This is a genomic window from uncultured Winogradskyella sp., from assembly GCF_947498345.1.
Classification (GTDB): Bacteria; Bacteroidota; Bacteroidia; order Flavobacteriales; family Flavobacteriaceae; genus Winogradskyella.
Window position 1 is genome coordinate 1 of sequence record NZ_CANMJY010000013.1, and the last position, 13,177, is coordinate 13,177.

At 32.7% G+C, this 13,177-nt stretch carries 11 protein-coding genes and 1 other RNA gene; 4 read left to right on the top strand and 8 right to left on the bottom strand.

All coding sequences use genetic code 11. The features are described from left to right. The 3 genes from Q0912_RS15395 to fahA form a co-directional block, all read right to left on the bottom strand. Positions 1 to 1,112 (bottom strand): hypothetical protein (locus Q0912_RS15395; protein WP_299116734.1); only part of this gene is annotated, 1,112 nt, incomplete at its 3' end. A gap of 280 nt (positions 1,113 to 1,392) precedes the next feature. After that, positions 1,393 to 2,574 (bottom strand): hypothetical protein, encoded by a 1,182-nt coding sequence (locus Q0912_RS15400; protein ID WP_299116736.1) that lies wholly within the window; start codon positions 2,572 to 2,574, stop codon positions 1,393 to 1,395. A 107-nt stretch (positions 2,575 to 2,681) separates the two neighbouring features. Beyond that, on the bottom strand, positions 2,682 to 3,974 hold the full coding sequence (fahA, locus tag Q0912_RS15405; RefSeq protein WP_299116738.1) for a fumarylacetoacetase: 1,293 nt from the start codon (positions 3,972 to 3,974) through the stop codon (positions 2,682 to 2,684). Positions 3,975 to 4,087: 113 nt separating this feature from the next. On the opposite strand from fahA, the gene glyA reads away from it, so the two are divergent. Continuing rightward, positions 4,088 to 5,362 carry a serine hydroxymethyltransferase gene (gene glyA / locus Q0912_RS15410; protein ID WP_299116740.1) on the top strand — a complete coding sequence of 425 codons (1,275 nt, stop codon included), beginning with the start codon at positions 4,088 to 4,090 and terminating at the stop codon, positions 5,360 to 5,362. Between the two features lie 83 nt (positions 5,363 to 5,445). Here glyA and Q0912_RS15415 read toward each other — a convergent pair whose 3' ends face one another. The 4 genes from Q0912_RS15415 to Q0912_RS15430 all read right to left on the bottom strand — a co-directional run bounded on the left by Q0912_RS15415 (position 5,446) and on the right by Q0912_RS15430 (position 9,662). Continuing rightward, the gene (locus Q0912_RS15415; RefSeq protein ID WP_299116742.1) at positions 5,446 to 6,036 is read right to left on the bottom strand and encodes a hypothetical protein; all 591 of its coding nucleotides are present in this window, start codon (positions 6,034 to 6,036) and stop codon (positions 5,446 to 5,448) included. Between the two features lie 78 nt (positions 6,037 to 6,114). Beyond that, the gene (locus Q0912_RS15420) at positions 6,115 to 7,686 is read right to left on the bottom strand and encodes a right-handed parallel beta-helix repeat-containing protein (protein WP_299116744.1); all 1,572 of its coding nucleotides are present in this window, start codon (positions 7,684 to 7,686) and stop codon (positions 6,115 to 6,117) included. A gap of 84 nt (positions 7,687 to 7,770) precedes the next feature. Beyond that, a complete protein-coding gene (locus Q0912_RS15425; RefSeq protein ID WP_299116746.1) occupies positions 7,771 to 8,535 on the bottom strand; it encodes a hypothetical protein in 765 nt (254 codons plus the stop codon). A 146-nt stretch (positions 8,536 to 8,681) separates the two neighbouring features. Beyond that, entirely contained in the window at positions 8,682 to 9,662 is a 981-nt protein-coding gene (locus Q0912_RS15430) for a glutaminyl-peptide cyclotransferase (RefSeq protein WP_299116748.1), read from the bottom strand. A gap of 148 nt (positions 9,663 to 9,810) precedes the next feature. Between Q0912_RS15430 and ffs the strand changes: the two genes are divergently transcribed. The 3 genes from ffs to fsa all read left to right on the top strand — a co-directional run bounded on the left by ffs (position 9,811) and on the right by fsa (position 11,625). Continuing rightward, positions 9,811 to 9,909: signal recognition particle sRNA small type (gene ffs, locus Q0912_RS15435), an RNA gene on the top strand. A gap of 157 nt (positions 9,910 to 10,066) precedes the next feature. Then, complete coding sequence (locus Q0912_RS15440) at positions 10,067 to 10,870, top strand: SDR family oxidoreductase (protein WP_299116750.1); 804 nt, start codon at positions 10,067 to 10,069, stop codon at positions 10,868 to 10,870. A 101-nt stretch (positions 10,871 to 10,971) separates the two neighbouring features. Continuing rightward, positions 10,972 to 11,625, top strand: a complete 654-nt coding sequence (fsa, locus tag Q0912_RS15445) for a fructose-6-phosphate aldolase (RefSeq protein ID WP_299116752.1) — start codon at positions 10,972 to 10,974, stop codon at positions 11,623 to 11,625. Positions 11,626 to 11,666: 41 nt separating this feature from the next. Here the strand turns inward: fsa and Q0912_RS15450 are convergent, their stop codons facing one another. After that, positions 11,667 to 13,127 carry a hypothetical protein gene (locus Q0912_RS15450; RefSeq protein ID WP_299116753.1) on the bottom strand — a complete coding sequence of 487 codons (1,461 nt, stop codon included), beginning with the start codon at positions 13,125 to 13,127 and terminating at the stop codon, positions 11,667 to 11,669. Positions 13,128 to 13,177 lie beyond the last annotated feature (50 nt).

The window sequence follows — 13,177 nt, forward strand, 5'->3', positions numbered from 1 at the left end:
GCACAGGCATCAGTAGTTGTAGGTGCAGTCAATGTTCCGTTACAGTCTACAGTTACAGGAGCGAGTGTTGGTGTTACAGGGTTGGTTGTATCATCATAGTTATAAACCTGATTGGCTGTAATGGCATTACCATTACCATCATTGAAGGTCCATGTGATTGTTGTACTACCACCTTCAACAAAGGAAAGTGTATCAGAAGTGGTTCCAGTAATGGTTCCGGCACAGGCATCAGTAGTTGTAGGTGCAGTCAATGTTCCGTTACAGTCTACAGTTACAGGAGCGAGTGTTGGTGTTACAGGGTTGACATTATCTTCAACTGTAATAAGAGTAGTACAAGTATCTGTTTGACCTAAAGTGTCTTCTGCAGTTAAAGTAACTGTTATGGGAGTGCCAATATCCGAGCAATCAAAAGTATTAACATCTATTGTCAACGTTGGAGTGTCGAAGTCGTCAGTTGAGTTATTATCAATATCAGCAGCAGTAATAGTAGCATTACCAAAAGCATCAAGTTGAACGGTTAATGTAGTATTACAATTTGCTACAGGTGGATTATCAACTCTAAAGTTTGCACGAAAATTTAAACCGCTGTTGCTATTATATAGTGTATTATCTAAGATGTTATCATTATTATAATCTACATCTGCTCTAACATATACTTCTAGAATATAATCACCTGAGGTTAAACCATTAAGGATATCAATATTGGCACCCATAGATTCCCAGGTTTGATCTGTACTTGTATTACCACAATAATTAGAAGTACCATCATCTGAATTAAATAAAATTTCGGAAGGAATAAAAGCGCCTGGAGTTGCAGCTGACAAATATACTCTGTAGTCTATATAACCATTCATTATATTATGAGTACTACATTTATAGGTCTGGTTTTGAGCACCATTAAGAATAAGACTATTGCCTGGATTAAATGTTCCTAAGTTTGCACCATCAAAATCTGTATTCGCAGTGGTAGCATTTAAATCAAAATAAGTATTACCATTACCATTAATATCTAAAATGGCATAACTCTCATAAATATCAGATTGAGCATAAAAGACTATTGTGAAAAATAGCATTATTAATGAGGGTAGAAACTTTATGTAGGGATGTTTCATTAATTTTTTGTTTATTAAAGTAGAACATTATATGTCTAAGCTTATCGATTAGCTTAGAGTTCTTAATAGGGCTTTACAAAAGGGGAGGCTAAAGTACGTATGACTATAAGAAAATGCTTAAAATAATCGTTGAAGGGCAGATAATGACTTTAAATTCAAAGGTCTAATGATTTATTACATTTCCTACAAGGACGAATACTGTATTATTGACTTACTTTCTTTAAAGTTTTGTTGAAAATTAATATAAATAAAAGCCTCTCGATTTGGAGAGGCTTTTTATTTAGCTATTTATATGATAAGAACTTATGATATCTTTTAATTTCAGTTTTAGATCTTCGCCAGAGTCGTATACCATTTGTTCGTCTGTTGGGAAATGGACTTGAACTTGTTTTAATAAATTTCTGTCATTTCTGTTCAATGCTCTTCTGTCTCCTCTAAAACGTCCAAATACGTTTTCGAAAGTAAATCCACTGTCAATTGTAAAAGCGTCGATAATCTGGTTTTGTTTTAGATCTATATAAACTACATCAGCAATAACCTGAGATGATTTAGTTTGTAATACTTCAAAAAAACGTGCTCTTACATTTATGATTTTATTTATCTTAATGTCATTACCAAGGCTGTCTTTAGCTACATTACCATTGCCATCTAAGAGGTATTCCCATCCATCAACAATTTGTTTTTCTCTTAGTAACTGACGTTCATTGATACGCTCAGGTGATATATTGATTCGCTTTAGTTGTAACTCCATTGCGAAGTCGTAATCGATACTATCATCTACAAAGGCATGGTATGTTGTCCAAAAATGATTTAACCCATAGGTGTTAAAATCTAGCAAATCTGTCTCTAAGCGTTTAGGTATAATTTGATGTGTTTCATTTTTTACAGACACATAAACATAGTCCATACCAGTATTATGAGCTTCTTGCATTAAGCTTTTTACGTCTTCAAAATTTGGATTGATATTATCTACATAATCAAACAATCTATAAGCTTTGCGAGCATTGAATTTATCTTCTGTATCCAATAAATCTAAACCCTTATCCATCAGAAAATCAGATGTTTTATATCTGTATTCAACCAAAGCTTCACTATAATTTCTAAATTTAAAACTTATAGTTTTACCATTTATTTTTAAAGGCATAATACGCTTTATAGCATTTTGCCTTGCTTCTAAATCTGCATAACTTTCGTATATCGTTTTATATAATTCAGGATTACCATCTTGTTTTAAATGCGCAATACGTGCCAAATCTTCTGCTAAGACTTTCTCGTATGCATCTTTAAGCATTACCACATAAGCTTGCTTACGTTTTTTGTCTTTATTGTTTTCTAATTTTCTTAAAGCTTCAGAGATAGCTTGATCATAATTACCATGACTGATAGCTTGTTCAATTTGTTTTTTGGCACTACAAGACACGAGTACCGAAACAAGGACTAATACTAGTAATAATCGTTTCATAATCTTGTATTTTAAGGTTTATACGAAGTATAAAACCAAGGATTGTGCCAAAAAAATAAAGCGCTAGTTATTAGCGCTTTAAAGTTTAATTATATGAAGTTGTATTGTTACTTTTTCTTCTTAGGATTAAATACAGGTAGTAATTGAGTTTTTACTTGTCCAAACCCAATACGGACATCATCGTTTTCACAATAGCCTCGCATTACTACAGTATCGTAGTCATTAATAAATTTACGCTCTGTACCGTCTTTCATTTTAATGGGGTTAGTACCTTTCCAGGTTAGCTCAAGCATGGATCCATAAGAGTCTTCTGTTGGACCAGAAATGGTACCACTGCCCATCATGTCTCCAGAATTAACAGGACATCCATTAACTGTATGATGTGCCAGCTGTTGTGCCATATTCCAGTACATATATTTAAAGTTAGATTTACAAACCGTAGTTTCTTTTCCTCCTTTTGGTATAATACCAGCTTCTAAGTGAATATCGAAACTGTGTTTTCCTTTAGTTTGTAAATAGTCTAAAGGTTTAGGGTTTTGTTTTGGACTAGCAACTCTAAAAGGCTCTAAAGCATCAAGAGTAACAATCCAAGGTGACATTGATGATGCAAAATTCTTTCCTAAAAATGGACCTAAAGGCACATATTCCCATTTCTGAATATCTCTGGCAGACCAATCATTAAAGACAACCAATCCAAAGATGTATTCTTCAGCTTCTTCAACAGGAATTGATTCTCCTAAGTCATTAGCATCTGTAGTAATAAATGCCATTTCTAATTCAAAATCTACCAGTTTACTTGGTCCAAAAACAGGCTTATCAGCACCTTCTGGTATCGTTTGTCCTTGTGGTCTATGGATAGGGATATGTGTAGTTATTATTGAAGAACTACGACCATGATACCCAACAGGTAGATGTAACCAATTAGGCATTAAGGCATTGTCTTTACCACGAAACATTGTACCAACGTTGGTAGCATGCTCTTTACTTGCGTAAAAATCAGTATAGTCGCCAACATGCACAGGCATTTGCATTTCTATTTCATCTAATCTAAAACAAATAATCTCTTTGTGCTTGGTGTTATTTTTTAATTCGTCATTATTTGCATCAAAAATTTCTGCAACACGATTTCTTACTGCCCTCCAGGTTTTTCTACCATCTGCAATAAAATCATTTAACGAATCCTGAAGAAAGATATCGTCAGTTAATGGAATACCATCAAAATAACCTAATTGATGAAGCGCTCCTAAGTCTATAGCCGTATCTCCAATTCGCGTTCCAATGGTAATAATATCTTCTCTGGTTAAAAAAACACCGAATGGAATATTTTGAATGGGAAAGTCTGAGTATTTATTGACGTATAACCAAGAGGTTCTATTTGGATTATTAGCTGATAATGGCATATTGCTGTTGTTGATTAAATGTTCATTAATTTCTATTCAAACCTACATAATTTTTAATATTAAAACTAATGTAATTCGTATTTTTGATGCTCATTTAACATTAGACATAATATATGCAACGCGACGAACAGATTTTTGAACTTATAGAAGCTGAAAGAGAACGCCAAACGGATGGTATAGAATTGATTGCTTCAGAGAATTTTGTTAGCGACCAAGTGATGGAAGCGGCTGGCTCTGTATTAACCAATAAATATGCAGAAGGTTATCCTGGGAAACGTTATTATGGAGGATGTGAAGTTGTAGATGAAGTAGAACAGATTGCAATCGATAGAGCCAAAACCTTATTTGGTGCTGCTTATGCTAATGTGCAGCCACATTCTGGTAGTCAAGCTAATACAGCGGTGTACCATGCATGTTTAAAACCGGGTGATACAATATTAGGATTTGATTTATCTCATGGAGGGCATTTAACCCATGGTTCTCCTGTTAACTTTTCTGGGAAGTTATACCGTCCAACGTTTTATGGGGTGAAAAAAGATACGGGTTATATTGACTACGATATGTTATCTGATGTTGCTGAAAAAGAACAACCAAAGTTGATTATTGCTGGTGCATCAGCTTATTCACGCGATATGGATTTTGCAAAGTTTAGAGAAGTAGCTGATAACGTAGGAGCCTTATTGTTGGCAGATATATCGCATCCTGCAGGTTTAATAGCTAAGGGTATTCTAAACGATCCCATGCCACATTGCCATGTAGTTACCACAACCACACACAAAACATTAAGAGGTCCTAGAGGTGGTATGATAATGATGGGTGAAAATATTGATAATCCGTTTGGAATAACCTTAAAGAGCGGAAAATTGCGTAAAATGTCTGGCTTACTTGATTCTGGGGTATTTCCAGGTAATCAAGGTGGTCCTTTAGAACATATAATTGCTGCCAAAGCGATTGCGTTTGGTGAAGCGTTAACGGATGAGTTTATGCACTATATGTTGCAGGTAAAACACAATGCTGATGCAATGGCTAAAGCATTCGTTGCTAAAGATTATAACTTAATTTCTGGCGGTACAGATAATCATATGATGTTGATTGACCTGAGAAATAAAAACATAACTGGTAAAGATGCTGAAAATACTTTAGTAAAAGCAGATATTACTGTAAACAAAAATATGGTACCGTTTGATACAGAATCTCCATTTGTTACTTCTGGTATTAGAGTAGGAACTCCTGCTATTACAACTAGAGGTTTAAAAGAAAATGATATGAGCTATGTAGTAGATTTAATTGACGAAGTATTGACAAATCACAACAATGAAACTGTGCTTGAAGGTGTAGCTGAAAAAGTGAATGATTTGATGGGAGGTAAACCTTTATTTAACGCTTAATAATAATATTATGAGGTGCTGAAACGAGTTCAGTATGACCAATAATAAAAAAGCCTTTCAAACTAAATTGAAAGGCTTTTTTATTATAGCATAGAGAACAAATCATTTAGTGATTCAAAATCTTTGCGTTTATAATTTGAACTATCTCTGTCGTTAATATAATTAATGATGTCTTTTTTTGGACCTGAAGACCAAAAATTATAAATACTCATAAGGTTGTTATCTTCTAAAACATATACACCACTCATAATTCTATTATCAAATGGTTTCTCCATAGAATCATAAATAGCGGTTTCATCATCTTTTTTGTAGAGCTCTCTAAACAATTTACCGTATCCATCAAAAGCAACGAATTTAGTTTCTGAAATTTGGTGCTTACCATTATTAAATAATATTACAGAATTTACATCTTCATTAGAAATGTAGGTATGGCCTTGATCTGTTTTTAGTAAGACGGCATATTGATTATCATTAATGTGGTTAAGACTTATCCGACCTTTTAAGGTTTCATTAGTTTTTAAATGTACTTCACCGTTATAAAAACTATAATCATTACTATTTTGTATAATCGTTAAGTTAACTAGGTTTAGGTCTAATTCCTGAGCATTTAAGGTTGTAAAGGCTAGAATAAAGCATAGGAGAACACTACTTTTCTGAAAAATTTTTGATATCATAATTTTAAAATTTTATAAAACAGTATATTGTTTTATTTACCTTCAAATATTATACCAAATCATAAAAGTGAAAATTGATTAATCTTCATCAAAAACTGTACTTTCATAAGCACCAGCATCTGGTTCTGGAATATTTCTCGATACGCCCAGGATGTCTTCTAAGAAATTAAAATCTGTGTTGGCAAGTCCATTAGCTCCAGAATCTTCACTAATGCGCATTAAATTATCAAAAGGAGCTTCAAAATTAGGATTTTCATTAAATAAATTGCCTTCATAAAACATTGGGTCACTAATTTGATAATTACCTGTGTTAAATAAATTTGGATTTAATCTTATAAGGCAGTTTGTAAACTTATAATTAAATACACTCCCTTCATCCTCTAGCACGATTTCAGGATTGTCATTACCATAGATGATACAATTAGTGAAGTTGGCCTCGGTTAAATCGTTAGTAATTGGAACTCCATTTTCGTCTAATACAAAATCATTTAGGAATAGGGCAGGAAACTGTCTAAAACTGCTATCCCAATAATTAGCAATGGTACAGTGTACAAAATTATATTTACCACCAACCGTACCGGCAAAAGAAGATTGCCCAGAATTATTAATCACAACATTTTCTGCTGAAATCGAAGAGGCTCTTCCTAGAATCCCAAATCCACTAGAATTATAAATTTGACTATTGGTTATGGTAAGTTTATCGTTTGTTGCAGTTTGATTACCTTCAGATAATACACCAATGGTTGCATTTTTTATAGTTGCATAATTAATAGTATTATTTTCACTACCATTAAATAACCAGATAGTTCCCCATTGTCCTGGCACATCCTCAAAGAGTGGTTCTAGACGATCACCTTCTAAAATAACTTCGTTTTCTAATTCGTCTTGGTCTGTACTTAATGCTCCATTAATATTAAGTGTTCCTCCATCAGTGACAATGATGCCTGAGTCGGCATGGAAATGTACACGTGTACCAGCTTCCATAGTCAGTATTTGTCCATTGTTTACACCTGCATATCCGTAAACAACATAAGGTTTTTCGTTGGTAAAAGTGAGCTCGTCATCTTCAAGAAAACGACCTTGTAATGTAGTTTCATCAGGTGTACCGTCTCCATCAACATCAAAGATTAAGGTTTCAATAATACCTGTATCAACATCTCTGTTTGGGTATATAAATACGGCATCTTTAACCAAGGTTACTAAGTCAACGTCTTGCTGATTGTTTCCAGAGTCAAATAAAATTCGGTCTGTATATAAAAACTGAGTATCTGAGTTAGATAGTGTTTCTATATCTATTGTGGTTTCTATAAAAATAAACATACTATCTTTTGCCAGTAACTCAACATTTTCAAAGAATTTCCCTTCTTGTGCACCTTCTAGTCCTGTGGTGCCATCTACATTCATCCTGTAGAAAGAATTAACTCCGTTTTCGAGTTGTATCGTTGGGATTACAATATCATCATCACTACGGTTATAGACTTTAAGATTGTATGTACTAGAACCTATATTGGTAAAAACGGTGTCTAAATACACTGTGTCCTTCTCAAACCTGAGATTTCCTTTACTTGGAGAAAAGTCAAAATCCTTTCGGCAAGAACTCCAAAATAGTAATATAACTAAACAAATTAAGAATGATAGCAATCGCTGCATAAGAGATAAATATAATTATGGCTTAAAAATATAACTTTTGAAGTTAGAAATTATTATGAAGTTATATTATTTCTTATAAAGTACTTAGTCTTTTACTGTTTGTCGTTCGCCATACTCTTCAAGTAGAATTAAAAACAATTGACTGTTAATAACCAATTGCTCTAAGAGCTCCATTTTTTTTTCATCCTTTAATAATTCAGAACTTATGCCTTTCGCAGCACAGAAATCATAAAATAATTTAGTATTGGTCTCTGGGATTTTAAAATTTTCGGTAACCAAGCGTTTATTGAAAAAAGAGCTATTGCTAAATAAAGAATCTACTTGAGTATAGGTCAATAGTTTGTATTCTGGTGTTTTACTTTTTTTTCGTTTAAAAAGTTTTGCTACCTGGCCAATGAGGTATATAAAATCTACTCCATAGGTAGCACCAGCTGGTTGGTATAACCCAGGGTTACGCTTTATATCTTCTTTAATTAAGTTATGAAGTTCTTTGTTATATGTTTCAGCTTCAAAGACAGGTTGCTCAGGTTCGACCTTAATTTCTACTTCCTCTAAAGCGTTGATGATTTTTTTGATTTCAAAAATGTTAAGCTCATCAAAATGAGCTTGAGTTAATATGACTTCTTTTGGATGATAGAATACTGAGTTGAAAGCAATGGTGTCATTTACTTTGGCCTCGATACTAAAGCTGCCTTCATCATCAGTGACTGTTAATCTGTTTTGAGTTTTGTTTAGAACTTTGATGTTTTTTACTGTAGATTTTGAATCGTATACTTTTCCTTTTAAGGTCTGCCCAAGCATAATGGATTGGAAACATAAAACGATTAATATAGTTAATACAAAACGCATTAGAAGTTGTTTGATGCGTTAAAGAAAAGTGTTTAATGTTAAATACATAAATCCATTACATAAACTTTAACCTAAAGAAATGTTAATCAAAACACTTTAAGGGTTAAAAAGAAGGATGCAGTACTCTAAAAACTGAGGGATGAAACTTAAGGTTTTTTTATTTTTACTTCAAAAAGTTTATCCCAATTTTTACCAGTAACAAAAATGGTTTTACGTTCGGGATGATAAGCTATTCCATTTAAAACATCCAGTTCGTTATGCTGCTTTACAAGTTGTTTTAGAGGTTTAAAGTCTATAACACCTTCTACACCACCTGTTTTTGGGTTAATAATAACAACACCATTGCGATGATAGATATTGGCAAAAATCTTTCCATCAATCCACTCGAGTTCATTTAAGGCTGGTATTTTACCTTTTTCGGTATAGACTTCGATATGGCTTTGTTCGGTTAGATTATCTGCATTTAACAACCATATTTTATCTGTACCGTCAGATTTATAAAGTGTCTTTCCATCGTTGCAAATTCCCCAGCCTTCTTTACTTGTACCATAATTAAAAGTATTTAATTTTTCAAAAGTATTAACATCGTATATAAAACCTCTATTTTCTTTCCAAGTGAGTTGGTAAACCTTATCGTTTAGAATGGTTAATCCTTCTCCAAAATAGCTGTCTTCTAGATCTATATTTTGTAAAACCTCTCCGGTTTCAAAATTTACTTTTCTTAGTTTAGATTCTTTGTATTGACCAGTGCTTTCATACAATTCTCCATTATAAAACTCTAAGCCTTGTGTATAAGATGTAATATCGTGCGGATAGGTATTTACAACTTCATAGCTGTATATTGAAGGTATAATGTTGTTAAATATTATAATGGATTTAGACAGTGTTTGCATATTATCATCATAGCTTACAATTGCTGTTATAGTTTTTTCACCTAGAGTTATATTATCTAAAATTATATTCTTGTCAATAGGCTTCCCATTAAGCTCGTAGTTTACCTTAGTGATATTTAATTTTTTAGGATTGTCAATAGATAAGTTTAGAGTATCACCAAGCATTAAATATTTTACTTTGGTATTTATACTTAGACCCGTTTGTTTGGACGAATTAGTGTCGCCACAACTCATTAAAATTGCACCTAAGTACAGGAGAATGAAATATTTATAAAATTGCATAAGTAGTATCTAATTTTTTAGCAAGTTATTAAAAAAAATCAGTATAAAAATCATTGATTAAATGGTTGTAAAAGTTTTAAAAGGTTGTATCTTTGCCGCTGGGCAAGTCCTACACAACCAGCTCCTGCTTAATCCTCCAGGACGGGAACGTAGCAAAGGTATGCGGTCGTAGCGGTGTGATGTAGGTAGCTTGCCTTTTTTTGTACACTAAATTTAAATCTTGAAAGCCCTGGCGAATCAAGATTTTTTAGTTTAAATAGATGTCAAGATATTATATTAAACTTATGGAGTGAAGTTTAAGGTTTCATTATTTTGAAACTTTGTACTTTTAACTTCAAATTTTTTAACTTAAAAGAATGTCTAAAGTTGTTTTAATAACGGGAGGATCCTCGGGGATTGGAAAATCTATTGGTGAGTTTCTTCAAACTAAGAATTATAAAGTTTACGGAACAAGTAGAAACCCTGAAAAATATCCAAAGAGTAAGTTTCCTATTATAGCTTTAGATGTAACACAACCAGACACTATTTCTGGATGTATAACAGAATTATTAGTTAAAGAACCTCGTATAGATGTTTTAATTAATAATGCAGGTGCTGGTATTACAGGGCCAATTGAAGAAATACCTGAAGCAGAGATAAAACGTAATTTTGAGACAAATTTTTTTGGGCCAATCAATGTTATTAAAGCAGTTTTACCAACGATGCGAAATCAAAATTCGGGCTTAATCATAAATGTAACATCTATTGCTGGTTATATGGGTTTGCCTTACCGAGGTATTTATAGTGCAAGTAAAGGTGCATTAGAGTTAGTTACCGAAGCTTTTAGAATGGAGCTTAAAGATTTTAATATTGAAATGACTAATGTAGCACCAGGTGATTTTGCAACTAACATTGCTGCGGGTCGTTATCATGCTCCAGTTTTAGAGGATTCTCCATATAAAGAAAAGTATGGTAATTCTTTAAAAACTATGAACGATCATGTAGATGAAGGTAGTGATCCAAAGCAAATGGCAGAGGCTATTTATAAAATCATTGAAACTAAAAACCCTAAGATACACTATAAAGTTGGTGTTTTTATGCAAAAATTCTCTATTGTATTAAAACGCATATTACCAGATAAGGTCTATGAAAGCTTATTGATGAAGCATTATGACCTGTAAAATACTGTTGTTAATATATTCTGAAAAAAATTGCTTTCAAAGGCTGCCTAAAGTTGTAAATTCGCGACAACTTAAAACACAACAAATCAAATTTAAATTACATGAAATTTTTTATTGATACTGCTAATCTCGACCAGATTAAAGAAGCTCAGGATATGGGTATTTTAGATGGTGTTACTACCAATCCCTCTTTAATGGCTAAGGAAGGTATTACTGGCACAGATAATATTATGAAACATTACGTTGATATTTGCAATATTGTAGATGGTGATGTGTCTGCAGAGGTTATTTCAACGGATTTTGATGGCATGGTAAGGGAAGGTGAAGCTTTAGCTGAACTTCACGATCAAATTGTTATTAAATTACCAATGATTAAAGACGGAGTAAAAGCTTGTAAATATTTTTCGGATAGAGGCATAAAAACTAACGTAACATTAGTGTTTTCTCCAGGTCAGGCCTTGTTAGCAGCAAAGGCAGGTGCTACTTATGTGTCACCATTTATTGGACGTTTAGATGATATTTCTACAGACGGCTTAAACTTAATTGCTGAGATCCGTCACATCTATGATAACTATGCGTTTGAAACACAAATTTTAGCAGCATCTGTACGGCATACCATGCATGTTATAGATTGTGCTAAATTGGGTGCAGATGTTATGACAGGTCCTTTAAAATCTATCGTAGGTTTACTAAATCATCCACTTACAGATATAGGTTTAGAAAAATTCTTAGCAGATTATAAGAAAGGAAATTAAAGCAAGTATTAAAGCTTACTTATTCTAAAAGCAGAAGCATCTTATTGTTTAGCGATAAGGTGCTTTTTTTGTAATAATCCTTCAAGAGTTTCTTTAAATTCTGAACCAAAAATATTGGCATTAGGATGCAGAATTGTTGAATTTTGATCTACAATAATGGCTTTATTCAAATAATTTACAGCTAGTATCTTACGAGCTGTTTTTGAGTTTTTAAACTTAAATTCGTTTATCGTAGAAAAATCATAATTATTAATAATGTTTTTCCAGAACTTATCATCATTGTCATTTACATTTATCGATATAAAATCCATCTGTGGAAACTGAGCTTTCAATTCAGTGACCATATAATGGCTATTTCTGTACTGACTTTTAGAGTTCGAAGACCAAAAGTAGATAATAGTTGGTTTTGTAATAATAGAATTTAAGTAATGTACTGTGTCATCATAATTTACAACAGCTAAATTTGGTAATGGGTTACCTTGTCGTAAAGATTTCAACGATGTCACTAAATCTTTCATATAGGCCTTATCTTCTTCATTTGTACTTTTTGCTAAGTAATAACCTAGTATTTCGTTAGCCTCAGACTCAGTATGGTTATGACTAATAAAATCTCTGGCTTTATATTTTAATAAATTGTTCTTAATGGTTTCATCTGCAATAATACTATCAATCAAATCCATTTTAGAGATATTGTAATCCATAGAATGTCTATCAAATTTACTATGATAAGGATTATTTTTATAGTACGATTTGATAGCCAAATTATCTATGTGAGAAAAAAGAAATCTATTGTATGAGAAAAAATGGCTTAGATGACTAGCATTATAATCTATGTTATTACGGTGATCATAAAAACCTTCAGGTAGATCTTTAATATGAATAAGCTTATTGTTACCAAAATAGGCAAAAGGGTAGATCTCTTTATCAGCATAACTATTATAGTTAATATTAGCTTCAATAACAGATTTAAAGAACTCTGATTCTTCACTCTGGCTCAAAAATCTATGAAATTCTTCGAGTTGGCGTTGACGTCTTTTTTCAATAAACGCATTAAATTTCTCAGGTTCCATCTTAGCATACTTTACCAACTTCTTTGCTTCCTTTTCGTTAGTAAGGTAGGTCTTAATAAGGTAATTATTCTTTTTTGCACCATTACCAGTAAATACTAACGATTCGTCAAAATCATAAGTATTGAGCCTAAACATAATACTGTCTGAAGGTTCTAATAATACCGTTTGGTATTCGCCACCATGCCTTATTAAATACAAACCAGACTCTAGATTTTCAATTTTATGAATGAATCTATTATTAGCATCAAGACTAAGTGTATCAAAAACCTTACCCTTGGTGTTATGAAGTATAATGCTCCTATTCTTGGGGTTTATAATCTCACCACCAATATAAGCATAGTCACCATTATCACTAGTTTTGCATCCAAGGGTTAAGGATAGCAAAACAGAAGTCATAGCTATGTATCGAGTCAACATGGGCAATTTCATCATAGTTTACAAAACAAAAATATAGCTTGAAGACTTCAAGTCTTGTTAATGCC

What these genes read in the sequence shown, in the direction of transcription:
- Q0912_RS15400 (WP_299116736.1), bottom strand. Translation starts at nt 2,574, where the DNA reads ATGAAACGATTATTACTAGTATTAGTCCTTGTTTCGGTACTCGTGTCT.
- fahA (WP_299116738.1), bottom strand. Translation starts at nt 3,974, where the DNA reads ATGCCATTATCAGCTAATAATCCAAATAGAACCTCTTGGTTATACGTC.
- glyA (WP_299116740.1), top strand. Translation starts at nt 4,088, where the DNA reads ATGCAACGCGACGAACAGATTTTTGAACTTATAGAAGCTGAAAGAGAA.
- Q0912_RS15415 (WP_299116742.1), bottom strand. Translation starts at nt 6,036, where the DNA reads ATGATATCAAAAATTTTTCAGAAAAGTAGTGTTCTCCTATGCTTTATT.
- Q0912_RS15420 (WP_299116744.1), bottom strand. Translation starts at nt 7,686, where the DNA reads ATGCAGCGATTGCTATCATTCTTAATTTGTTTAGTTATATTACTATTT.
- Q0912_RS15425 (WP_299116746.1), bottom strand. Translation starts at nt 8,535, where the DNA reads ATGCGTTTTGTATTAACTATATTAATCGTTTTATGTTTCCAATCCATT.
- Q0912_RS15430 (WP_299116748.1), bottom strand. Translation starts at nt 9,662, where the DNA reads ATGAGTTGTGGCGACACTAATTCGTCCAAACAAACGGGTCTAAGTATA.
- Q0912_RS15440 (WP_299116750.1), top strand. Translation starts at nt 10,067, where the DNA reads ATGTCTAAAGTTGTTTTAATAACGGGAGGATCCTCGGGGATTGGAAAA.
- fsa (WP_299116752.1), top strand. Translation starts at nt 10,972, where the DNA reads ATGAAATTTTTTATTGATACTGCTAATCTCGACCAGATTAAAGAAGCT.
- Q0912_RS15450 (WP_299116753.1), bottom strand. Translation starts at nt 13,127, where the DNA reads ATGATGAAATTGCCCATGTTGACTCGATACATAGCTATGACTTCTGTT.